Origin of the sequence: Streptomyces sp. NBC_00207 (assembly GCF_045160965.1) — a bacterium.
Taxonomy (GTDB): domain Bacteria; phylum Actinomycetota; class Actinomycetes; order Streptomycetales; family Streptomycetaceae; genus Streptomyces.
This window is the reverse complement of the sequence record NZ_CP130715.1, coordinates 48,658-71,624: the sequence shown is the minus strand read 5'-3', so window position 1 is coordinate 71,624 and position 22,967 is coordinate 48,658. Positions and strand designations below refer to the sequence as shown.

21 protein-coding genes and 2 pseudogenes are annotated in these 22,967 nt (G+C 69.1%); 14 read left to right on the top strand and 9 right to left on the bottom strand.

All coding sequences use genetic code 11. The annotated features are described in order from the left end of the window. Nucleotides 1-74 precede the first annotated feature (74 nt). A pseudogene (locus tag OG472_RS00345) lies at nucleotides 75-728 on the top strand (transposase family protein); the annotation flags it as partial. A gap of 269 nt (nucleotides 729-997) precedes the next feature. After that, entirely contained in the window at nucleotides 998-1,306 is a 309-nt protein-coding gene (locus tag OG472_RS00340) for a DUF6247 family protein (protein WP_405826969.1), read from the top strand. A gap of 472 nt (nucleotides 1,307-1,778) precedes the next feature. On the opposite strand, the pseudogene OG472_RS00335 reads toward OG472_RS00340, so the two are convergent. Continuing rightward, a pseudogene (locus OG472_RS00335) lies at nucleotides 1,779-1,968 on the bottom strand (hypothetical protein); the annotation flags it as partial. A 608-nt stretch (nucleotides 1,969-2,576) separates the two neighbouring features. Between OG472_RS00335 and OG472_RS00330 the strand changes: the two are divergent. Then, a complete protein-coding gene (locus tag OG472_RS00330; protein ID WP_405940608.1) occupies nucleotides 2,577-3,935 on the top strand; it encodes a DUF4157 domain-containing protein in 1,359 nt (452 codons plus the stop codon). A 359-nt stretch (nucleotides 3,936-4,294) separates the two neighbouring features. Here OG472_RS00330 and OG472_RS00325 read toward each other — a convergent pair whose 3' ends face one another. The 4 genes from OG472_RS00325 to OG472_RS00310 all read right to left on the bottom strand — a co-directional run bounded on the left by OG472_RS00325 (nucleotide 4,295) and on the right by OG472_RS00310 (nucleotide 8,432). Beyond that, nucleotides 4,295-5,305 carry a quinone oxidoreductase family protein gene (locus OG472_RS00325; protein WP_401614854.1) on the bottom strand — a complete coding sequence of 337 codons (1,011 nt, stop codon included), beginning with the start codon at nucleotides 5,303-5,305 and terminating at the stop codon, nucleotides 4,295-4,297. Between the two features lie 168 nt (nucleotides 5,306-5,473). Further along, nucleotides 5,474-5,854 carry a hypothetical protein gene (locus tag OG472_RS00320; protein WP_405940607.1) on the bottom strand — a complete coding sequence of 127 codons (381 nt, stop codon included), beginning with the start codon at nucleotides 5,852-5,854 and terminating at the stop codon, nucleotides 5,474-5,476. Between the two features lie 67 nt (nucleotides 5,855-5,921). After that, entirely contained in the window at nucleotides 5,922-6,197 is a 276-nt protein-coding gene (locus tag OG472_RS00315; protein ID WP_401614857.1) for an isoamylase early set domain-containing protein, read from the bottom strand. Nucleotides 6,198-6,677: 480 nt separating this feature from the next. Then, a complete protein-coding gene (locus tag OG472_RS00310) occupies nucleotides 6,678-8,432 on the bottom strand; it encodes an immunity 49 family protein (RefSeq protein WP_405940606.1) in 1,755 nt (584 codons plus the stop codon). Nucleotides 8,433-8,859: 427 nt separating this feature from the next. Between OG472_RS00310 and OG472_RS00305 the strand changes: the two genes are divergently transcribed. From OG472_RS00305 to OG472_RS00295, 3 genes are all read left to right on the top strand, one after another. Further along, nucleotides 8,860-9,261, top strand: coding sequence for a hypothetical protein (locus OG472_RS00305; protein WP_405826966.1), 402 nt, complete (start codon nucleotides 8,860-8,862; stop codon nucleotides 9,259-9,261). A gap of 149 nt (nucleotides 9,262-9,410) precedes the next feature. Beyond that, nucleotides 9,411-9,785: a hypothetical protein gene (locus tag OG472_RS00300; protein WP_405826965.1), complete on the top strand. Its 375-nt coding sequence runs from the start codon at nucleotides 9,411-9,413 to the stop codon at nucleotides 9,783-9,785. Between the two features lie 191 nt (nucleotides 9,786-9,976). Beyond that, nucleotides 9,977-10,360 (top strand): hypothetical protein, encoded by a 384-nt coding sequence (locus tag OG472_RS00295; RefSeq protein WP_405826964.1) that lies wholly within the window; start codon nucleotides 9,977-9,979, stop codon nucleotides 10,358-10,360. 404 nt (nucleotides 10,361-10,764) lie between these two features. On the opposite strand, the gene OG472_RS00290 is transcribed toward OG472_RS00295, so the two are convergent. Together OG472_RS00290 and OG472_RS00285 are read right to left on the bottom strand one after the other, a co-directional pair. Then, on the bottom strand, nucleotides 10,765-11,193 hold the full coding sequence (locus tag OG472_RS00290; RefSeq protein WP_405826963.1) for a RacP protein: 429 nt from the start codon (nucleotides 11,191-11,193) through the stop codon (nucleotides 10,765-10,767). Nucleotides 11,194-11,197: 4 nt separating this feature from the next. Continuing rightward, complete coding sequence (locus OG472_RS00285; RefSeq protein ID WP_405940605.1) at nucleotides 11,198-12,316, bottom strand: DUF6192 family protein; 1,119 nt, start codon at nucleotides 12,314-12,316, stop codon at nucleotides 11,198-11,200. An 801-nt stretch (nucleotides 12,317-13,117) separates the two neighbouring features. Between OG472_RS00285 and OG472_RS00280 the strand changes: the two genes are divergently transcribed. Then, entirely contained in the window at nucleotides 13,118-13,930 is an 813-nt protein-coding gene (locus OG472_RS00280; protein WP_405940604.1) for a helix-turn-helix domain-containing protein, read from the top strand. Nucleotides 13,931-13,967: 37 nt separating this feature from the next. Continuing rightward, on the top strand, nucleotides 13,968-14,591 hold the full coding sequence (locus OG472_RS00275; protein ID WP_405826960.1) for a LysE family transporter: 624 nt from the start codon (nucleotides 13,968-13,970) through the stop codon (nucleotides 14,589-14,591). A 428-nt stretch (nucleotides 14,592-15,019) separates the two neighbouring features. Here OG472_RS00275 and OG472_RS00270 read toward each other — a convergent pair whose 3' ends face one another. Continuing rightward, nucleotides 15,020-15,910: a hypothetical protein gene (locus tag OG472_RS00270; protein WP_405826959.1), complete on the bottom strand. Its 891-nt coding sequence runs from the start codon at nucleotides 15,908-15,910 to the stop codon at nucleotides 15,020-15,022. A 148-nt stretch (nucleotides 15,911-16,058) separates the two neighbouring features. After that, nucleotides 16,059-16,802, bottom strand: coding sequence for a 2OG-Fe(II) oxygenase (locus tag OG472_RS00265; RefSeq protein ID WP_405834719.1), 744 nt, complete (start codon nucleotides 16,800-16,802; stop codon nucleotides 16,059-16,061). Between the two features lie 218 nt (nucleotides 16,803-17,020). Here OG472_RS00265 and OG472_RS00260 point away from each other — a divergent pair, with 218 nt between their 5' ends. From OG472_RS00260 to OG472_RS00235, 6 genes are all read left to right on the top strand, one after another. Next, complete coding sequence (locus OG472_RS00260) at nucleotides 17,021-17,239, top strand: hypothetical protein (RefSeq protein WP_405826958.1); 219 nt, start codon at nucleotides 17,021-17,023, stop codon at nucleotides 17,237-17,239. Between the two features lie 170 nt (nucleotides 17,240-17,409). Next, a complete protein-coding gene (locus tag OG472_RS00255) occupies nucleotides 17,410-18,786 on the top strand; it encodes a hypothetical protein (RefSeq protein WP_405940603.1) in 1,377 nt (458 codons plus the stop codon). 944 nt (nucleotides 18,787-19,730) lie between these two features. Beyond that, nucleotides 19,731-20,345, top strand: coding sequence for a DUF402 domain-containing protein (locus OG472_RS00250; protein ID WP_405834718.1), 615 nt, complete (start codon nucleotides 19,731-19,733; stop codon nucleotides 20,343-20,345). 253 nt (nucleotides 20,346-20,598) lie between these two features. Further along, nucleotides 20,599-21,411 (top strand): pentapeptide repeat-containing protein, encoded by an 813-nt coding sequence (locus OG472_RS00245; protein ID WP_405940602.1) that lies wholly within the window; start codon nucleotides 20,599-20,601, stop codon nucleotides 21,409-21,411. Between the two features lie 231 nt (nucleotides 21,412-21,642). Continuing rightward, nucleotides 21,643-22,212, top strand: coding sequence for a restriction endonuclease (locus tag OG472_RS00240; protein ID WP_405940601.1), 570 nt, complete (start codon nucleotides 21,643-21,645; stop codon nucleotides 22,210-22,212). A gap of 148 nt (nucleotides 22,213-22,360) precedes the next feature. Then, entirely contained in the window at nucleotides 22,361-22,816 is a 456-nt protein-coding gene (locus OG472_RS00235; RefSeq protein ID WP_405826954.1) for a cysteine hydrolase family protein, read from the top strand. Nucleotides 22,817-22,967 lie beyond the last annotated feature (151 nt).

Genomic DNA, 22,967 nt, shown 5'->3' with positions numbered 1-22,967 from the left:
TCCCGCCTCACCGAACCCATCCTCCTCGGCCCAAAGGGTGTTCCAGAAGGCTCAGGTTTGGGCATTTTGCCTGCATGGGTGGGGTGTTGCGGGCTGAGTCGGTGGGGGTGGAGACGTTCACCGGCTTGCGGATGGACCGGTTCGCGAGGCTGGTGAACGTGGTGCGGGAGCGCGGCGGGAACGGGACCGGTGGTGGCCGGCCCTGGTGCCTGCGGCTGGCTGACCGAGTCCTGTTGGTGGCGGCCTACTACCACAGGAACCTCACGATGCGGCAGCTCGCACCGCTGTTCGGGATCTCCCCGGCCGCGGTCTGCCGGGTGATCCAGCGCCTGCGGCCGCTGCTGGCGCTGGAGCCGGCCCCGAGGCCGGTCGCCGACGCGGACCGGTTGTGGATCGTGGACGGAACCCTGATCCCGGTCCGGGACCGTACGGTCGGCGCCTCATCGAGGAACTACCGGTTCTCGGCGAACGTGCAGGTCATCATCGACGCCGAAACCCGCCTGGTCGTCGCGAGCGCCCGCCCGGCCCCGGGGAACAAGGTCGACACCCACGTCTGGCGTGAGTCCGGTCTGCCAGCCGCGGCGGCCGGGACGACGGTCATCGCGGACGGCGCCTACCTGGGCACCGGCCTGATCGTCCCGCACCGCAGACGAGCCGGACGTCCCCTCCTGCGCGGCCAGGAGGAGGACAACGCCGAACACCGACGGGTCCGCGCCCGCGTCGAGCACACCTTTGTCTCATCCGGCTTGTCGGCCATGACGCCTCCTTCGTCCGTGGGCCGCCGCTGTGGCTGCCCGGCGCGGACAGACTGCGCCCGGCTCGTACAGTGCGCACGCCGAGCTCGCCCGAACGCGCGATACCCCGCTGTACCCGGCGAAGAGGGCCGCTGCGCCGCGGGTGCCCGGGACGGCAGTTCGGACTTCCTCGTCCGCCCGGACCTTCACGGCCCGGCTCCCGTCGTTCTACGTGGCGGTAGCACTCCGCCGAGGAGGAGCCGATGAGCGCCCAGCCCGACCACACCCCCGCCGCCCCGTACGCGCCCGCACCCGGGGCGCCGGCCGAACTCCTCGCCCAGCTCCGGGCCGATCGGCGCGCCGAGCGGTGGGTGCCGGCCTTCGAGCGGGAGTGGGCGTCCGCGTTGGAGGAGTCGCGCCGGACTTTCTCCTTGAACACCCTCTACGAGGTCGTCCACGTCTGGCAGGCCCGGCTCGCCTCCGCCCCCGCGGTCGACGGATTCGTGGAGTCCGGCCACGACGGGTCCGGGTTCATGGACATGGCCGAGCTGCGCGGCCGGCGGCGCCGGTGAGCCTGCCCCCGTACGCGGTCCGCCTCTCGACCCCGGCCGCGAAGGTCCTCGCCGCGAACTCCCCGAGCACGCCGAAGAGACGGTCTGGGACCTCCTCGACGCCGCCGCGGCCGACCCATGGGGCTTCCGCCAGTGGGACCCCGACGACCCCGAAGGCGAAGACGTCCGGATCGCGTCCGCCGGCCGCCTGCCCGTCATCTACTTCGCCAACCGGGCGCTGCGGCACCTGTCCGTCCTGGACATCGTCTGGCTCGGCTAGATCCTGGCCGCCGCGGCGGTACCGCGGCGACGATGCTCAGTGCGTGACAGCAGGGACGGCCGTCACGGGCACATCACACCTTCTACGCGTACAAGGGCGGCACGGGCCGCATCATGGCGCTGGCCAACACCGCCTGGATCCCGGCGGCCAACGGCAAGCGGTCCTGGCGATGGACTGGGACCTGGAGCCCTTGCGTGCTGCTCCTCCTGAACCTGCTGCCGACACGGTCACCGTGAGCCGCTCGGTCCCACCCTGTATTTCCGCGGTTCCGGCCCGATCTTGCGACCGCGGTGGGCGCAGAAGAGCAGTTCACCCCGGCTCAGCAGGACGACGCGCAGATATGCCTGGGCGCCGCAACGATCGCACCGGTCAGCGGGGTCGCGGGTGTCAGAAGAGTAGTCACGTCGCCTCTTCTCTAGCTCGACGAGCCGTCGTACCAGGCTCACAACCGACCTTTACGACCAGGTAGTCAGCCCGTCGTACCGTCAGGCCTCGGGTGATCGACAAGAACTCCGAGGTAGGCGGTCCAGTCGGTGGCGGCTCGCTGTCGCCATTGGGCTGCGGTGACGGGGTGGAGGCCGAGCATCGGTCCGAGGACCGCTGGGGGGAGGTCCTGGGCGAGGGCGACCAGGGCGGTGGCGCGGGCCGGCCGGGGACACCCGCGAACTCGACCTGGTGGTGACGGCCGGCGGACGGCACCGTACGGACGAAGGGGCTCACCCTCGCCGGCAAGCCGGGCCCGCAGACGATCCAGACGGGGTACAGCGACGTGGTGTCGGTGCGGCTGGTGATCCGTGAGGCGGCGGGGCTCACCCCGGGCCGTCATGTGGCGCCGGTGGAGGTCGAGTTCTTCAGGAGGAACTGAGACTGCCCTCACGGCCGGTCGAGTCTGCCCTCGGGTACCTGGCGTCCGCGGGGTCGCCCGGCGTATCCAGGACAAGGACGTACGCGAGACGTACGCAGGACACAGGCATCACGCACGGCTCCGATTCTCCGACGAAGGAAGCGCCAGTGCAGGACCACGCGAAGGTCAGGTCGAACGCCACCGAGGACCCCCGGTCGACGGTCCGCAGGCCGGTCACCGCACCACCCGCACAGGCCTCCGGGCTCCTCGGGCTGCAGGCGACGGTGGGGAACGCGGTGGTCGCCCAGCGTCTGAAGCAGCAGCCGCACCGGCACGGTGCGGGGTGCGGCCACGAGGCGGAGGAGGCGCCGGTCCAGCGCTCGGCCGTCCACGACGTGGTGCGGGCCGGCGGCAGGCCGCTGGATGGCAGCACGCGCGCGGACATGGAGAGCCGGCTGGGCGCCGACTTCTCCGACGTCCGCATCCACGACGACAGCGCGGCGAAGGCATCGGCAGCCGAGGTGGGCGCTCGGGCGTACACCAGTGGGAACCACGTGGTGATCGGGGAAGGCGGCGCCGACAAGCTCACGCTCGCCCACGAACTCACCCACGTGATCCAGCAGCGCCAGGGCCCCGTGGCGGGTACGGACAACGGAGCGGGCCTGCGGGTCTCCGACCCCTCCGACCGCTTCGAGCGGGAGGCGGAGAGCAACGCGCGCCGCGCCATGAGCGGGGCGGCGCCGAGGACCGAGCAGCACGCACAGGAGGCGGGCCGGGCCGACCAGGGGGCGGCCCAGAGGTCGGTCCAGCGCTGGGCGGCCCAGGCCGGCCCGAACCAGCAGCACATGACGGTCTCGGCGAACGGCGTCTTCGCCGTCCCGAGCGACGACGCCACGTCGATCTGGATCCGCGTCAACGCGCCCGCGGGGTCCTACTCCCCGGCCCTGCGCCCGACAAGCACGGCGCAGCAGGCCCTCTTCGGCGGCACGGAGCTGTACCAGGAGCACGAGCTGGCGCGGAACATCCTGGACGACTGCCTCCACACGGCGGAGGAGATCATGCACAACGCCGTCGGAGAGCTGGCCGACGGCGCGAACAGCAACGTCCGTACGAGCGCCGGGCTCAAGGCCTTCGGCATGTCGGACGAGCAGAACCGCGACCGCGCAGGCGACTTCCAGGGGGCGACGGACCGCGACGCCAGCCCGGTGGTGGGACAGTCCTACCTGATGCTCGCCATGAACCCCGGGGAGCAGATCATGTCGCAGTACCACGCCGCAGCGGTGGTGGGCATGGACGGCCAGGACACGGTGACGATGGAGGCCTTCGCCGGAAGCGGCCAGACGTCCGCGAACCCGATGACGTACACGATCGGCACGGTGGCCTCCTTCCACGACTACTGGACGGGCGCGTACTACACCCCGAACTACCCGGGGGTCACCATGAAGACAGTGGTCCTCGTCAAGCGCGGCAAGGGCCGCCGGGTGACGGCGGGCTCAGAACAGCCGGCCAACCCGAACGTCGCCTAGGCCAGGAGACCGCCCGAACCCGCCCGTGAAGCCCGCGCAACCACGCCCGCCGAACCTCGGGCAACCGCGCCAGGCTGTGAAGGAAGACGCGCGGGTCGGGCCGGAAGAGGCGCAACGGACTCAAGGGCAAGGGGTAGTCGTCGCGCAGCGACTAGGTGTTCTGTCCCGGGAGGCTGTGGACGGGTGAGCCAGGCCTCGGCTGAGGGATCTTGAAGGGGTGTGACCCGGATACGCCAGAAACCCGCCAGAACTTGATCTTGGCCTGCTGAGTGCCTGACGCTGTCGGGGATCTTGGCGATGACGGTCGGCCACGCCCTCGACATCTCAGTCTCCAAGATCCCCGACCTCGTCACCCGCGATCAGCTCTGCGTCTCCCCGCGGCGTCCAATAGCGGCCGCATCGGGTACGACGAGCAGCTTGCCGGTGGTACGCCGAGCCTCCAGATCGCTGTGGGCCTGGGCGGCCTCGGACAACGCGTAGCGGCCCGTTACGGTGACCTCAAGCGCCTTGGAGCGCACCCACTCGAACACATCGGCGGCCCGTCGGAGCAGTTCGGACCGATCGGCGATGAAGTCCCCGAGGCTGGGCCGGATCAGGGTCAGCGAACCGCCGTGGGCGAGCCGAATCGGATCAAACGGCGGCACGGCACCACTTGCCGCGCCGAAGAGCACGAGATGGCCGCGGGTTCGCAGGCTGGCGAGGCTCGCATCGAAGGTGTGCGCGCCGACGCCGTCGAAGACAACCGGCAGTCCCTGACCGCCGTTGAGCCGCCTCACCTCGGCTGCGAGATCGTCGACTGCGGAGGAAAGGATCACCTCAGCGGCCCCGGCACGCTTCGCCAGCTCGGCCTTCGCCGTGGTCGACGTCGTGCCGATCACCCTGCCGCCGAGATGGGTGATGAGCTGGGTCAAAAGCAGCCCCATGCCACCAGCAGCCGCATGCACGAGCACCGTGTCGCCCCCCTGAACCGGGTAGGCGTCCTTGACGAGATAGTGCGCGGTCATGCCTTGCAGGAGCACGGCGGCGGCTGTCTCGAAGCCGATATCGTCGGGCAGCGGCACCAGCCGGGAGGAGTCCACGACGGCCCGCTCGGCATACGTGCCGGGAATCTCCACCCAACCGACCCGGTCCCCGACTGCGACGTCAGCGACGCCGGGTCCAACTTCGACGACCGTGCCGGCGCCCTCAGCGCCCGGGGTGAAGGGCAGCGGGAGGCTGTACCGGCCTTCGCGGTGGTAGACGTCGAGGAAGTTGACCCCGGATGCGGCGACCTCCACGACCGCCTCGCCCGGACCCGGCCGCGGCTGGTCCACCTCGGCCTCCTGCAGCACCTCGGGACCGCCCACTTCGTACACCTGAATCGCTCGCATGACCCTCCAATATCGGCTCATCCCCCACCAACCCCGTTGATGGCGATCCGATTCCCGGCAAGACCAGCCCGCCGCCCCCGCCGAGAGCTGAGAACCTCGCGGTGGACGAGCTGGAGCGGGACCGGCTGCTGGACATCGCTGCCGGCTGCGGCGGCACCGACGTGGAGGTCACCCCCGCCCCGTAGACGCTCTCAGCCCGCCGGCCCCGCCACCTTCGGGGGTGGGGGGGCCGGCGGGGTGGTCGAAGAGGACCAGGAGCCATTCATCGCCGCGGGTCTCCACGGTCAGGCCGGCTGCGCGGAGTGCTGCGGCCATGGCGAGGCCGAAGGCGTGCCGGAGTCCGGGCAGATCGTGGGGCGAGGGGCGGCGGCGGTGGGGGCCGCGCCGCCGGGGAGGTGGGCTGGTGTCTTCGGGTAGCCAGCCGACCATGACTCCGCGGGCGTGCCGGATCAGGTGCACGCCTTCGGAGCCGGGGGCGATTTCCTCGAAGCCGGCGTCGGACAGCACCGTGCGGACGCGGGCCAGTAGTTCCTCGCCCTGATCATTCATGGCGCGACCCTGGAACGGCAGCGCATGGCTTTCCGCGCCCGGGGGTGAAGGGTCCGTAGGGCGGTGTTCAGGTGTGGATGAGGCTGTTGGGGCCGTCCTGGCCGTCGGCGGCCTCCTCGTTGAACCAGTGGCCGCCGGCGGCGAGGTAGCGGAAGGAGTGGCTGCGGCCTGTGGGCAGGTCCACGGTGACTGCCCGGTTGCCGTCCTTGCGCGGGGTCAGGGGATGGACTCCGGGACGCCAGTCGTTGAAGTCACCGACCACGCTCACCTCCGCCGGAGGCATGCCGGCGGGAAGGACGAAGGTGACCGTGGCCGTGTTCTTGCGAAGGGCGCGTTCCAGCACGAAAGGCTCCTGACAGACAGGGGGACCGGAGTTACGGGACCATGCTCGGTGCAGTGCCTGAGCGGTTCACGCTGACGGCGCCGCTGGGTCACCCGCCCGCCACACACGGCACGCCGGGACCCACGCACGCGTGTCACACCGGCCTCCCGTCGGGAACGGCCCGCTGAGTGTCCGTGACGGCATCGCTGTTCCCCTGCTCGTCACAGCTGAGGTCGCTGCTGGTGGCGATTGCCAGGGTCCGGCGAACCTGCTGGCGAGCGTAAGCGGCTGACTCGGATGTGTCAGAAGGCTTTCACGACAAGATCGTGTATGAGCCGAGGACGGAAGGCTTCCCGAAGCGTGACTGGTTGGAAGACCGGCGCGGTGGCGCACGGCGTGCCGAGGGACAGTTCTTGGGCCTCATCTACCAGAGCCAGCTGGGCATGTCGGTGGGGAACGGTCCGCCCAGTTCCGCGATGGCGACGTTGGTCAGCAAACGGCCTAGCAGGGTTCGGCGGCTCGCAGGAGGTCCTGCGGGAGGTAGGGGGATTCGACGCGGATGTTCCAGCCGCGACGGCGGGCGTGGCAGGCCAGCGCGAGGACGTCGAGGTTGACGGAGACCTCCGGATAGTCGGAGCGGTCGCCGACCTCGTAGTACGCGCGGTGGGCTTCCAGCGCGTCGGCCAGAGCGAGGTTGAAGCTCTCCTCGTCGCCCTCCACCAGCTGAGAGAGCAGCACGGCCGGCGGCATCGCGAAGCCCCAGTCCTTGGCCTTCTCGGCTTCGTGAAGCGCCCGCTGCGCGGCCGCTTCGGGGTCGGCGCCCTTCAGATAGGCGTGGAGGGCCTCGCGGTACGCGGTGAAGGCGGAGCCGTCCGGGCGGGCGAAGGTGGGGCCGGTGAGGACCAGCGGGGCGAGGTCCTCGCGTGCGCCGGTGATCAGGGCGAAGGCGGTGGCCGCCTGCCAGTACCCGGCACCGGCTTCCCTGCCCCGCTTGGCGGGGTAGCGCAGGGTGCGCCCGCCGATGGACACCTCAACCTCGGTGTCCGGCTCCGCGAGCGCGATGCGGAACAGGGCCGCCCCCATCTGAGAGGCCATGCGAAGAGTGGCGAGCTGGGCGTCCGCAACGTCGCCGGGATTTCCCGCCCGCCACTGGAACAGGCGCTGCTGGTCCTCCAGCACGCTGCCCAGATGCCAGACAGCAAGGGGCTTGCCGTCGACGGGAGCGAACGCTTCGTGGAGGTGTTCCTCGTACATGGCCTCGATCCGTGCGATCCCCTCGCGCTCACAGGCGGGCCGCTCCACGACCAGCGGGCCCGCGGCGAGCGCGGCGACCGCGTCCGGACGCCGGTTCCGGCCGAGCCCTCCGACTCGCGGCCCCCGGCTCTCGAAGCCGGTGACCAGCGCGTGCGGGAGGTAGTCGGTGCGAACAGCCGGTGCCCAGCCCAGGGTCCGGTACGCGATCGCGGCCAGGGCGATGGGCACGAGCGGGAGCAGGCTGCTCGGGGAGTCCGCCGGACCGTGCAGAGCGCTGTGCCTGACCAGGAGTTCGGCCAGTGCGGCGTCGAAGCCCGGGCGGTCCTCGGCGGCCAGCGTCCGCAGCGTCCGCAGCGCCAGGCCGTTCGGCTGGTCCAGGAGGGGCTCGCCCGTCTCCGCCGCACGGGTACGGATCCGGTCCAGGGCCGCGTCGACGGCGGCCAGCTTGGCCTGCGTGCTCGGCGGGTACTCGCCGTCGCCGGCGTCGTCCAGGGCCACGGCCGTCAACCCCGTGGCGAGCTCGCCAGCGGGCGTTCCCTTCGCCTGCTCGGCGAACTTCTGCCGGGCGAAGGTGAATTCCTCGCCGTGCCACTTGGCCTTGTCCCTGAGGGCCGACAGGCAGAGCGCGTCGATCCACTCCCCAGGCGTGACGCTCTCCTCGGGTGCGTCATCACCCGGGTCGTAGCTCATACCGAAGTTCACGTACTCCAGGAAGACGTTGAAGCCGCAGTGCGGGTGGTACGCCGCGTACGCGACGGCGCCGGCCGCGGCCTCGGAGGCGTCCTTGAGGGCGATCTTGGCCTCCGCGGTGTCGAGACCGGGCGTCTCGACGGACAGGGCGCCCAGGTAGTCGAGGAACTCGTCGGCGATCGACTGCCACTCGTAGGTGGCCATCCGGCCGCCCCTCGACATGGACCGCACCTGACCCCCGATGCGGTTCGTGAAGTCCTCGAGTGCCGCCGACACGACGGCGCCGCCCACCTGGTGACGCTCTATTCGCACTACCCTGCTTCCTTGATCGAATCTCTGCGTCCAGCCTAGGCCCGCGGTTGGTCCACCCCGCGCCCGCGGGGATGGTCCGGTGAGCTCCGGGAGGACGAAGCCCTCCGGAACCGCGCCCGACTGCTTCTCACGGCCTGCCCAGTCCCCGGAGCACTCTGACCCGCTGGGCATCGCCAGCCGCCTCGGCATACGAACCAGCGCACCGGGGAGCCCTGTCGGTTCCCTGTGTGACACGTGAGGGTGGTCCGCTTCCTCCCCGGTCGGCCGCGCCATGCGCGTTCACCCAGCTGTGCGGCTGCCGGTACGCCGGCCGGTGCGCGGGCGCGTGCCACGCTCCGAGCTCGGCCTCAGGCCGCTCTACCGGCGTCGCGTAAGTCGACTTACGCGACTATGAGGGCTTTGATCGGCCGGCCCATTCCACGGCGAGGTGGAGAAGGCCGCCTGTCGCGGCCTGGTCGAGACCGCCCGGGAGTCCCTGCAGCGCACTGTCCGGACCGCGGCCGCGCTCGCGCAGGGCGACGCGGGTTTCCTGGAGCGCCTCCGCGACACCGGACTGCGCGTCCGCGAGCGCCCGGGCGATGACGGCGCCCTGGTCGGGTACGCGGCCGCGCTGCCTGGTGACCGAGCGGTCTGCAGCTCCCGCCCGGTGTGGTTCGCGGGTTCGACGCTCGCCTACGACCTGTCGCTGCCGTGGGTCCGTGAGCGCTTCTTTCCGCACGTCGCCCCCGCGGACTGGGCGCTGGCCGGGCACCGGATCCGGGAGGCGTCCGCACTCCTGGGCCGCGCCGGACAAGCCTCCGGCGCCAGTGACGTCGCTCGCGCTCGGTGACCTCCTGGCGGTGGCCGCCACCCACTCCCCGGCCCTGGTCCGCGACCGTGTCCGGGCGGCGGCCGATGCCTTCGAGCAGGCCGCCCGCGCTCCCGGTGCCGTTGTCTGGAGGCCGCGCCCGCGCGGGCTGGCGGTAGTCGGCGCGGGCGTTGGAGCATGCGCCGCTCGCGGGCCGGGGCGGCGGCGCCGCGGTGGTGCTGACGCTGCTGATCGTGCTCGTGGAGGCGGTGGAGGCGGCCGGTTCCTGGCACCGGGCGCAGGAGTTGCGGGCGCAGGCGAAAGCAGCCGCGGAGGTGGCCGTGCTGCTGTGCGAGGTGGCAAGCCTGACCGGCAGCCGCCCGCTGGGGACGGGCCCGAAGCCGTGCACCGGCCGGGTGACGCGCACTGCGGGCCGTGGCCTGCTGCCCGCGGGGCCCGTACCGGTGTACTCGCCCGCGCCCCGCTCCGCCACCGCCGGACCGGACCGGCCCGTCGGCCCGTCCCGCAGCAACCGCGGAGGCGGGCGGATGCGTCAGGGACTGTGAGACCCAGCGTGAAGGAGTGAATTTTGCCTGGCGAACCCCCGACGAATCCACACGTCACCGCCGCCTTCGAAAACCCCGCACCTGTCTATAATCCTGAGTCTCGAGGGTGGGCGGTCCTTCGGCACTCACTGTCCATCGCCATTACGACAGCAGTCATCGTATTGGCATTCATGGTCGTTACCCTACCGATTGTGGCAGTCTTTTTCATTGACGATGACTTTATCGCCAGGGATTACGCCAAAGTCGTTCTGGTTGCCGCTGGTGTGGGGTTTGCCGCAAGTCTTCTCGTTTTTCCTGTTGCCTTTGGGTTTGAACGGTTGGTCACGCGCGGCGGTCGTGTATGGAAGGTACTGGCGGTGTGTGCACCTGCAGCCTCTCTGGTCGCGGCTGCGCTGATTTTTGTCTTACTGTTCAAAATTCAGCCATCGGCCGCCGTCGGTGATGTGCTCGGTGTGGCGATCCTGTTCTTTATGAGCTTCTCCGTCTATTGGTCGTCGCTGTGGTCGTTGAGTGCTGTTCGCTACGGCGCTTGGCGCCTTACCCAACGCATGGGCCGATGTCGGCGGTTCGGCTGAGCTTTCCGCGCTCACCCCAGCGTGGCTGATTTCGCGAGGTGCCGGAAGGGCGCACCGGGCCAGGTCAAACGCTTCCACCCCCGGAGCACTGGGCAGTGGCCGAGGTCGACCCCGCGCCCCGCGGGGAGGGTCCGGTCGGGAGGAGCAGATGGAGCCGGAGGGTGATTTTGCCCCGCACTCGTGGATGGTCGTTGGCTGCCTCCACTGGCGGGGGGGTCTCTCCCGTCAAGTCACGCCTTTCGGTGACATGACGGGGTTCATTGTCATCGCTCCTACTTGAGGGAGCGGTTCGATCAGGGCCCACTCGTCGTCGTAGGTGTCCGAGGGGTAACAGCGGCGCCGGACCAACGTTCCCCTCCCTCCACGGGGGTGGGGCCAGCCGCGAAGCGGCCGGCCCCACCGCGTCACGCGTCGATGTAGTCGGCGATCACATCGAGCGTGGACTCGACGGAGTTGAGCTGGGTGTTCAGGTGCCGGATCCACCGGCCCTTGGGCTGCAGGACGGCGTGCGGGGCGACGACGCCGGTGATGAACCGGCGGATCTCGGTGAGCTTCTCGCGGATGACCGCAACCTCGTAGGCCTGGAGCTCGGTGGGGTCGGAACAGAACTTGTAGCCGTCCGCTCTCGTCCAGATCAGGGGCGGCCAGCCGTGTTCGGCGATGGTGTCCCGAAGACAGGCCAGGCCCGAGCGGGCCTGATGGGCGGAGAGCTCGCTCGACCTGACCAACTGGTTGAAGGCCAGGCCGGCGGGCCGTGCCTCGAAGAGGATGAAGCGGACGGTGTCGGCGTGCCGCTGGGCCGCCGGTGACCGGCGCTGCGACGCGCGCGGCATCCCACTACTCGCCTTGCAGCAGGCGGGTCAGCTCGCCGTCGACGTCGACCTTGCCGGTATCGACGGCCGTTTCGATCCAGTCGAGCGTCGCCCGTACTCGGGCGACGTTCTCGTGGATGATCAACTTCTCGTCGTCGCTGAGCTGGCGGTCCCGCATCCCGGGAACGACCCGTCCGGAGGCCGCGACGAACGCGTGGCAGGCGGTGATCAGGCCCAGGAACTCCACCGAGCGGTCGATCCGCTTCACCGCCGGCGCGACCGGACTCGTGCGCTCGAAGTCCTCGCGGGCCTGTCGGCCCCGCTCGACCTGAGCGTGGTTGACCTGGTGGCGGGCGGTGTCGTCCGACATCGCCCGGAAGGCGACGTCCGGCCGCCGCAGCAGGCGCGTGGTCACCGTCGCGGCGACACCCTCGTCGCGGGTCAGTTCCTCGACCGCCCGGACCCGGTCCTCCTGCCGGACCTGCGCGACGACCGTGGGCCGCTTGAGAAGGTCGCCAGTGACGACCGCGGCGATCTGCTCGTCCTCGACCAGCGCGTGGGCCGCGCTGATCCGGTCCTCCTGGCGGACCTGGGCGACCACGGACGGACGTCGCAGCAGGTCACCCGTGACGACCGCGGCGACTGCCTCGTCCCTCGCGAGGGTGTGGATCGCACTGACCTTCTCCTGCGGGGTGATCGGCCTCTCGACCTGACGGCCGACCCTCCGCGACGCGTCGTCGGGAGTCCACCGGGCCTTCCCGCCCGGTGGGGTGAGGATCGCGGTGAACCGCTCCTCCTCGTTCGAGATAGCCGCCAGGATTCGGTGCACCGTGAAGGACACGCGGGCCTGCCGGTGCTGTTTGGGCCACCGCGAAGCGACCCAACGGGCCCCGTTCACGGCTGAGTAGGACAAGCCGATGTCCTCGGCCAAGCGGAACAGCGAGTCCTTGACCGTGAACAACTCCTCGCCCCTGTCCTGCGGGCCCTGCTCTCGCATGGGCTCGATCTCCAAGGCGTAGTCCCCGATCGCGAACTGACCCCGGGTCTGGGCCTCCACGATCTTGCGCAGCTCCGCGACGATCTGCTCGTAACGGTGGGCGCTGACGCTGCCGACCTTGTCGGCACTCTCGATCTTCTCGGGCATGGTTCTCACCACCCTGAACGGGCCGGGGCACGCCCCCTCGGCCGTGACAAGACGCGGCCCGCTGTCGTAACCGAGAGTCGAACCCACCTGCCGAAGGTCACAACGGATGACTGGAAAAACCGGAATCCGACCGAAGGCCCAATTCGGATGCGTTCGTGGACAGGTCACTGTGACCGTTCTCCGAACGATTCGTTCCGCGACCGCCAAGCCCTCATCAGGCACCGCCGCGAGCAGAAAACGGCGTCTGAACGTCGATCCACCCCGGCCACCCAGGCTGTCCCGCACTCGGGACACTCCACCCGACCCGCCCTGTTCAACTCCGCCACCACCCGGCGCCGCAAGCGACGATCCCGCCGCCACGACCTGGCACGACACGCCGCCGAGCAGAACAGCGCGTCCGGCCGTGCGGCCGGCCTCAACCGGTCACCACAGCCTCCGCACACCTGCACCCCGAGCCGCCCGGAACCCTCGGACACCACTACAGGCTAGAGCTCCGGACACCTCGAAAACCGGGATATAGAACAGGTACCTATTCACGAGTAGTGCCGTCAGTTGCTCATGGGTTCGGGAGGCACCCGGATCCATGGTCGGGTGATGTGCACGAGATTTGACGGCACTGGGGTACTTGCCAGGGCAGTATCGGGGTGCTTCTGGTGAAGGGTCCTGGTCATGCCGCAGATGTCCAAGGTCGAGTTGTGGGGGTGACGTACCGGACGGTGCGGTGGGCGGCGAACTCCGTCTGGACGGAGCCGCGGACCGCCCCCGTCCGGCCATGTCCATGCCCTGCAGTAGTTTTTGGGCATGCGAGACACGGAATGGGGTGGAGGTCAGCTGGCGGTGGTGCGGCCCGCCTCGGGAGGGTTTCCGCGGCACAGCCACGATGAGTACGTGATCAGCGTCAACCTCTGTGGCCTGGAGCGGGTCCGGCTGGATCGCACCACGTTCGACGTGTGCCTGGACGAGGTCACCGTCTACAACCCCGGCCAGGTCCAGTCGTGCACCACGCAGGCCCCGCCCGATACCTGCTTCACGGCCGTGAGCTGGTACGTCCCGCCGGCGCTGGTGGAATCGCTGACCGGCGAGGACCTGGTCGACTTCGAACGCCCGGTCGTCCGCTCGCCCTACCTTCGCGGCGAGCTCCTTGCTGCCGCCAAGGCCTTCCGCGAGTTCACGGCTGACGGGCACTCCGCGCCGGCCGAATCCGCAGCTCTGCTCCAGGAGCAGCTGGAACTTGTGCTGTCGCGGCTGATCGACCTGGCCGCGGGACGGCGCGCGCGTGCTCCCGAGCCCGCCGACACCCGGATAGCAGCGGTCCTTGACCGCCTGCGTGACCTGTCCGACGTGCCCAGGTTGGCCGAGCTGGCCGCTGAAGCGGGGATGTCACGGGAGCACCTGATCCGGACGTTCACCCGTGCCACCGGTACCCCGCCCTACGCCTGGCACCTGTCGGCCCGGCTGGCCGAGGCGCGGCGCCGCTTGCGCAAGGGCGAGCCCGTCGCCGACGTCGCTCACCTGCTGGGCTTCGCCGACCAGGCGCATTTCCACCGCCACTTCACTGCGGCGTATGCCATCACACCCGGTCGGTTCCGTCGGCTGTCCCAGATCAACATCTGACAAGACCGCACGGAGAACCCCCGGCACAGTGGCCGCCATGATCGAGATCTTCATGGTGGCTCTGTGGTTGGGGCTGGTGTTCAACGCGGCACCGGGTGCGGTGTTCAGCGAGTCGCTACGGCGCGGGATCCGGGGCGGGTTCGGGCCGGCCTTCGCGGTCCAGGTCGGATCGCTGGTGGGCGATGCCGTCTGGGCGGCCCTCGGTCTGGCGGGGGCCGGGGCACTGTTCGCCGTGCCGGCCTTGCGTGTGCCGCTCACGGTTGCCGGGTGCTTGCTGCTGGCGTGGTTGGGGGTGGTAGGCCTGCGCGACGCATCCGCGCGAAAGGGACGACCAGACCCGATGACGGAACCGCAGGGAGGACAGGACCGCAAGGCCATGGCTGTGGGGGCGGGCATGTCGTTGGCGAACCCATGGAACGTTGTCTACTGGTCGGGCGCGGCCGGCGGGGTGGGCGCTGTACTGGGACCGGGCGGAGCGTCGGAGCTGGGCGTCTTCTTCGCCGGGTTCATGGCCTCCTCAGTGCTCTGGTGTCTGATCTCGGCGGGGCTCATCGTGGTGCTGCGCAGGGCGCTGCCGCCAGTGGCCGTACGCGTGCTGGAGGCATGCTGCGGTATCGCGCTCCTGGTCTTCGCCATCATCCAGCTGTGTCGGCTCATGTGACGTGCCCGGAATTGTGTCTGCCTGAGCGGCTGGAACGCCTCTGACGCCCTGACGCGATCGAATCGCGGCAACGCCGCGGCCTATGCGGTCGGCGAGTGCCGATCGGCCTGACCGCGTCAGCGACATGGCGCTGCCTTCCCTTCTCGTGAACATCTTCGAGCCGGCTGATGACCAACCGCTCCTGGAACTCATCGACAAACGCTGCTGCTGAAAGTGAACAAAGCCATGCGGGCGATGCGGTGGCGGATGCCGCGCTGGCGCAACCTCGCGGGCGCACCTTGTGGTGCTGCCGTACATCCTCGCCCGGGCCGCGACCGGCAGTCAGGCCGGAGGCGGACCGGGCCGCGGCCGGTACTCGGCAGCACCACAAGGTGCAGGGTGACTGCCGATGGCTCGCCACGGTGGTCATGGACGGAGCGCGGGCCCGGTCAGAACACGTCGGTGGTCCACAGGACGTGCATATCCCATGCGATGTCCAGGGATTCCTTCGCTCCCTGATACCACGCACGTTGCGCGGTGTCGTCCGGCACGGTGTGAAGGGCCGCGAGCACATCGGCCGGCATCCATGCTCCACCCCAGTGGCCCAGCCAGGTCCCCGGCGTCTCGGCGGGTTCGGGGGTTCGCGGTCGCGGTATGGAGTAGCCCTCGCTCCGGAGAATCTCCAGAGCGGTATCCCGTTGATTCCTCATCAGATGCTTTGGGGAGAAGATCCCGTAGGCATCTAGACTGATTCTGTTCCCGTTCAGGTAGGCCTCCCATGCCGCCTCCGCCGTGGGCTGATCGCGCCAATCGACCACGGGGATCTCCACGGAGGGCCGCGCCGCCCACGGGCCGCCGGTACTCGCGCGCACCTCCTGGGGTGCGGATCCCACCACGACGAATGCGAGCTCGTGGCGCGGGACAGGGAGCTCGATGCTCTGTCCCGTCCCGCCGTCCCAGCTGGTCGTCATTCCCGCCGCGATCCGGACGATGTACTCGCCATCGTCAAGCCCCTCATGCGCGTCGAACAGAGCGCCCTCGCGTATCTCGGCCGGCACGCCGTCACAGTTGAAGAACCTCTGGATCGCAGGGCCCCCCGTCGCGGAAACGATCTCGAAGTCGTAGTTGCCCGGGCTGCCCAGGTCGCGGCCGAGTGTGTAGGACGAAACCCGACAGGCAATACCGTCCTTCACCACGTACGTCTTCCGGGCCAGACCGCAGGTGATGAACTTGCGACCCTCAGACGTAGGAACTCTCACCTCCAAGCGCGTCTGCATCAGGTGCAGGCCGTCCTGAGACACCGTCTCCACCCAGTCGGTGCGGATCTTCCCGTTGATCATGCTGCTATCCCTGCCGTTCGGTGCGAGTGGATTCGATGCCCGGCCGCGGGCAGGGCCCGATGCCGCCCGGCCCGGAGGTGGGCGATCACGGCGTGCCGGACGTCGGTCTCCGGGGTGAGGGACAACGCGACGGTGGCCTTGCCGCTGCTCAAGGCACATCTACGGGCTCGTAGAGCACGTCGGTTCTGAGTATTGTTTTCGTACCCTCAAGAAGCGGGGCCGAGTCGTGAAGTGTCCGATGCCAGAAGAGGAGCGCATCGCCCGGTTCGGGGCGGTGGGCACTCAATATTTCCTCAGGCTTCGCGAGCCGCGGCCAGTCAGAGAAGTCACGTTGCGCAAAGGGAAGATCGTTCTGCTTATCGGCGATGAACCGCGTTTCTCCGCCCACGGCCTCATACGACAGGTAGACGACGACCGTCAGGAGAGTGCGCCTTCCGTCGGGGGCGAAATAGGGCGAATCGTAGTGCGGGACAATGAATCCGCCGTGTTCGTACGTGATGAAGCGCATACGCGGATTGACGGCCGTCGGCCTCCAGGGCCTTCCGTCCGAATCTGTCGGATCGCCCGATCCCACTTCAAGCGATAGAAGCGTCCGCAGCCTGCGGTAGAATTCAGCCGCCAGGACGGTGGATTCGGCCGTGGCGCGGAGATGAGCGACCGGATCTCCCTCTGCATAGTTGGCGGCAATGCCGTCTCGGCCCACCGGGGCAAAGCGCTGGGCAGCCAGTTCGGTCGCGAATGCCTCCACTTCGGCCGGAGTGAGGAAATGGCGAATCACCTTGGCGTTGGCCTTTGGGATCTCCGACTCGATCGGGGTCCATGAGTCATCGGCAGATATTCGGCTCAGCGCTTCTTCGGAGAGCTCAAAGGGGTTTACCGGCATTTCGAACATGATCACTTCTCCGTGCTGAGGCCGTCGTCGATCCCAACGTGGTCGTGGGCCCCACCGCCCGGAACGGCCGCGGGCAGCGCGTTGAGGTGGACGGCGGGACCGCGGGCCACGTACTTGTGCGCTTCAAGTCCGTGGAGGGACTCGAAGCCCCTGGAGTCAATGCCTGCAGGAAGGGGGCCACCGGGCGGTTATCGTCATGATGACGATATTAGGCCGGGGTGAGCCCACAAAGCAAGCAGGACGACCCAACGCGGCGGAAAGGGGTCCTCGACACCACCCTGGTCCGGCCCGAACTCGTCGCGGAGATCAGCGCCGACACCTCCGTCGACCGGGGCGGCGTCTACCGTCACCCGATCCGGTACGTGCGCCTGCGCCTGGACGCGGCTGTCGATGACGTGCCCCGGTTCGGCGGGGGCCCGGCCGCAACCGCGGGGTGACCACAACGGCCAGGCCAGCTGCCTCGGCTGTTGCAGCCGGTTGACGAGTCCGGCTCGGGTCGCCCGCGAGCACATCCTTTCGGGCTAATCAGCTCCGGTACGGCGCACCGACCGGTTCTGTCCCTGGCAGCATCCGGCCCGAACTCGTCGACCGGTAGAGGGCGCGCGGCATGAAGCAGACACTCAACGAACGGCAGCTGGCGGTGCTGGAGTGGGTCGGAAAAGGTTGCCCCGAGGGGACCTCCGCCACCTACAAGACCAGCTGTCAGGCTCTGCAGAACCGAGGGCTAGCCAAAGTAGCCAGGCGCGATGGGGTGTGGAATGCGGTGCTGACCGACGCAGGACGCCACTACCTGGCACATGGCACCTACCCGGCGCCGAAAGCCCCGGCGCGAGCGCTTCCCATCCCCCGGCTGCCCAAAGCCACTGCCCCACGTTCGTCGCCCGGTGTTCCGCCGCAGCCGCGTAAGACGTACACCGACCAGCTCCTGGAGGAGCTGGAGGCAGCCGGTGGCAGGATCCTGAAGTCGGGCCCCGACGCCGACGCCTGGTTGAGCCGTGCCGCCTCGGCGAGTCGATCTGGACGGATCCCGAAGGCCAAGGAGCTGCACTGGGGGCGGTGCCAGGGGGGCGTCGAGATCAAGCTTGTGGACATTCCCGCGTGGCGCCTGGCCGTTCTCGAACCGGTGGCGGTGCCGGCACGGCTGACCCATCCGCATGCTGTCGTCCGGGCTATGCAGAAGGCGACCCAGCCGCTCGGGCTGACACGGTCAGTCCAGCAACGCGCTCTACGGATCGTGCAGGCGCTGCTCACTGCCGCCGAACGTCACGGTCATACCTGTGCTGCTGGCACCGTTGGCGCGACAACGCTGCCTCACCGTCGCCTCCCTGCCTGTGCGCACTTCACGATCAAAGCCCAAGGGCAGACGATCGAATTCCGGCTGCTGCAGGAGAAGGAGCGAAGCGAACACATTCCGACGGACAAGGAGCTCGCAGAAGCCAAGAAGTCCTCATGGATCAGGATCCCGCGGTACGACTACAGGCCGTCTGAGCGGCTGCGCGTTGCCCTCAGTGGCGGCCAGTGGCATCACGGGTCCGAGTGGGTCGACAGCACGGAGCATCTCCTGGAGGAGCAGCTCCCAGAGATCGTCCACGAGATCGGACTGCGCGGTGAGGCGGCCGAGCGTAAGCGCCTGGCCGAGCTCGAGGAGGCGCGGCAGAGGCGCTTGCGCTGGGAAGCCGCGATGGCCGAGGCCCGCGACCAGTACGCCGGGGACTACCGAGTCCGACAGCTGGACTCGCAAGAGGCCGCTTGGCGCCGCGCGACGCGCCTGGGCGACTACTTGGAAGCCGCCCGTGCGCACGTGGCGACGCTTCGGCCTGGACCGGAAAGAACGGCGGCTGAAGAGTGGATGCTGTGGGCCACGGAACACGTGGCGCGTGCCCATCCGATATTTCAGCAGCTTCGGCTCCCGGAGATCCCCGAACCCCGCGCCGACGATCTGAAACCGTTCCTCCAGGGCTGGAGCCCGTACGGCGCCTACTGACTCGGATCAACGTCTTGAGGGTGCGGGAGGGCCTGGGGTCACCAGAAGCTGCGCGGTCGGTGCGGATCGCATCGCCATCCGGCTGCGTAGAAGCGGGCGGGCTGACCGCATGTAGCTGGCTGAGAGGTGGGTGATGGTCTGCGGGGGAGTGTCAGCGGTAGTTCACACTGACAGGCCATGACGCACTGGTGCTGACACGAGTGACGAATAGCCACGTCATTCTCACGCCGACCATCAGCGTCCTCGTACGAGTCGGACTCGGTGTCGATCGTGAACTTCAACGCCCACCCCCAAGCTCAGCGCATTGAGCCCGGAGGCTACCCGGCGCGCACTGCCGCAACGGGGTGTTCCGGGGGAGTGGGCAAGCCCAAGGGGACCCTGGGCAAGCCGCCTCGGCCGGTGGCTTGTCCACCCTGTTCGGAGTACGAGGGGCGTGGCGGCGTCGGTCGTGGCTCCGCTGCGGAGTCTCCCGGTGAGGCTGCGGCTGACCGAGGGCTGGTGACCGGTCGGCGGGGGAGTTGCATGGGTCGGTCACGGGCGCTGACGTGCGGTTTGACCGATGGACCGAGGCGATCGGTCATGCCTGCCCCGGTGACCGATCTGTCGGGTGGGCAAGCCGAAGGCTTGGCTGGGCAAGCCACCCCCGGACGGCGGCTTGCCCACCCCGGCCGGGGTGGGCTGAGGTGGGCAGGCCAGGCCGACAGCACGGTCCCGGACCGGAGGAGGGCGCGGTGCGCGGTTTCGAGACGGGCCAGACGGTCGTGCGGCGTGACGTGCACCGGTTGGGCCGGGTGTGGAGCGAGCAGGCGCTGCGGGTCGTGGCCGACACCGGGGAGGCGTTGGTGACCGCCTGCGTGCCCGGAGCGCAGGCCCGGTGGCCCGCCCTGTACGCGCAGGCCCGCGCGGAGGGGGACCGGTCGGTGCGCACGGAGGCGTTCGACGCGATGGCGACGGGGGAGTGGGAGCTCGCGGGCGCGGTGTGGCAGGAGACCGACCTGCTGCTGTGGAAGCCGCCCGCGGCCTGGTTCAGCGTCAACGCCTTCTTCGTGCCCGACGGGGACGGGCGCAGGGTGAGGAACTGGTACGTCAACTTCGAGCACCCCACCCGCCGCACCACGGACGGGTTCGACACCCTCGACCTCACCGTGGACCTGGTGGTCACGCCCGATCTCACCCGCTGGGAGCGGAGGACGAAGACGAGTACGCCCACGTGCGACGGCTCGGCATCGTCTCCGACACCGAGCACCAGGCCGTCGACGCCGCCCGCGGTGAGGTCCTGGCGATGCTCGCCGAACGCTCCGGGATCTTCGCGCAGGCCGAGCGGTGGGCGGCCTGGAGGTGGGAGCCGGCCTGGCCAACCCCTGCCTTCCCCGGCCCACAGCAGGCGCGGAGAGGGTTGCACCGGAAGGGGGCTGAACGGTTGCCTGGACGGTTGCTTTCAGCGGGGGACCGAAGGTGTGACCGGGAGTGGGAGCCCGGCAAATCGGACACCGCCCGTTGTGCCAGGTCAGCCCTACTGGGCAAGCCTGTCCGCGTCGACGACACCTCTAATTCGTTAGTAATTAGAGGTTCTGGATCTCTGAGGGGCCTGGGGCGGCGTTGTCCAGCCCAGGGCAGGACGTGTGTGGTCCGGTCGGTGCCGTGGTGACCCCTACGACACCTCCGACCGCGCGAGGTCTTTGAAAAGACTGGTGGCGCTGGGCGCCGGCCGGTCCTCGCGCGTTCTGCCCTCGGGGGCCCGTCGGGTTCGGGATCCTCGTTGGATGAGCTGCCGCACGGTGACGCGTTTCTGGGCACATCACCGATCGGTACATGGCCGCTGTCGAGCTCCTCGGTGACAGGGAATCCGAAGAGGTGCGTCTGGGCGGGCTCTATGGTCTCCAGCGGGTCATGCAGGACTCTCACCGCGATCAGCCCACCGTGATCAACGTCGTTTCCACCTTCGTCCGTGCGCACAACCCGAGACCGGAGCCAGGGGCCAAGCCGAGGCCCTTGCCCAAGCACATCAACGCACCACTCCCCAGTGACACCACCGCCGCACTCGCCGTCCTCACGCACAGGGACAGCCGTCACGACGGCGGAGTGCGCGTCACCCTGCACAACACCGCCCTCAGTTTCGCCCAGCTGCCAAAAGCGAATCTGACGTTCGCGGACCTGACCAACGCGGACCTGACCAACGCGCACCTGAGCGACGCGAATCTGACGGACGCCCGCCTCTTTGGCACGATCCTGGACCGTGCAAACCTGCACGAGGCGAACCTGACCCGCGCGTTTCTCCTCGATGCGCATCTGAACTTCGCGTACCTGAAGCACGCGAACCTGACCGGCGCGGTGCTGACCAGCGCGGAGCTGTACAACGTGAGCATGAAGCAGGCAATTGTGGACGGCGCGGACCTGGGCTTCGCAGACCTACGTACCGCGATCATGGACCACGTAAACCTGACCCGGGCGGACCTGACCTGCGCGAGGCTCAATGGCGCGTATCTCGAGACCGCGATCGTCAAGAAGAACCAGCTGATGCTTGCGGAGATTGACGCAACCACTGCCCTGCCTGCGCATTTGGCAAGTGACCCCGAGCTGAAGAAGAAGGCGGCTTCAGGGGCCAAGCCAGCTAGGTGTAGCTAGAGGGGGGCCCGGGGTCTCCCCTCCAGGCGGCTTGCCCGGGTGCCCGATCGGCGATGGGCTGGCCGCTTGCCCAGTGCGTCCTTGTCCTCCCACAGCGCCGACGCGGTACTGAAATCAATGACTTCAGGTGTTCCGAGCAGCACACCCGGATGGATCCGCGCGCGGCTGGGGAGCTGTAGAGCGCACGGACAGCCGGATCCACGGAGGGGACAGAGCACGGGAACGGGAACGGTGCTGCTGGTGGTCTTAGCGGTCCTGGCCGCAGGGGGTGTGACGGGGACGCTGGTGCGCGCCGGGCGCCGCGAGGCCGAGGCGGAGAAGATCCGGCTCGCGGAGCAGGCGCGGGTCCAGGCACTGCGGTCGATGGAGGCGATTTGGCTCCTGGGCGACCGCGAGTTCGAGGAGTATGTCGCGGAGCTGTGTCGCCGGGACGGGTGCACCGAGGTCCGCCGGGTGGGCGGCGCGAACGATCTGGGCGCCGACGTGATCGGCCGGCTGCCGGACGGCAGGAAGATCGTGGTGCAGTGCAAGCGGTATGCCAAGCACCGCACGGTCGGCAGCCCGGACCTCCAGAAGTTCAACGGCACCGTCCGCGACGAACACGGAGCGGACGTCCCGCTCTTCGTCGCCTCGTGCAAGTTCACCAAGCAGGCCCGCGCCTTCGCCGCCCGACGCAGCCTGGTGCTCTTCGACGTCGACCTGCTGGGCTTCTGGAACAGCGGTACGCCCCTGACAGCGCACCTGGACCTGGACATCGGACGGTCCGGCACCAACCGCAAGCTCCAGCCCGACCACGACTGACAGGAGCAGTTGTCATGCCTGACACCAAGGCCCTCCTCCACGCCTGGCACATCGATGAGCGGGAGTACCGGCGCCAGGAGGAACGACGGGGGCGCCGGTACGCGTACACGAACACGATCCCACCCGTACCGCTCTCGTGGTCATTGACATGGTGCCGTTCTTCGTCGGCGCCAACCCCTACGCCCGCGGCATCGTCCCGAACATCCAGCGCCTCGCCCAGCGCCTCCGGTCTGCCGGAGGAACGGTCGTCTGGGTCCTTCCTGCCCGCGTTGACCGCACCCCGGTCGGCGACGAATTCCACGGACCCGAAGCCGCCGAGATGTTCCGCAACGCCGGCGGCACTGGTCCTCTGCGAGACCGGCTGTGGCACGGTCTTGCCGTCGGTGCGGACGATCTCCTGGTGGAGAAGTCGGCGCCTAGCGCGTTCTTCCCTGGCCGCTGCCCGCTGCCCGAGCTGCTTCAAGAGCGCGGGATCCATACCGTGCTGAACTCCGACCCGGCGGCCCACACTCGCTATGCCCCGCCTCCTCGCAGGCAGCACCCAGAACCTCCTGACGACGCGACGCTTCTGAGCATCACCAGCCGGCCCCGGACCGAGCTTTGAAGGGATCGGGAGTACGAAGGGAACCACCCCTCACCGGGGCCTGCGCACGGCTGTGACCTGCGGTGGGGAGAAACCTGGTGACTACAGAAACCAAAATCTGCATGCTCCACGCACGCCCTCAGCAGAACCAGCCACATCACCAGCGAACTCC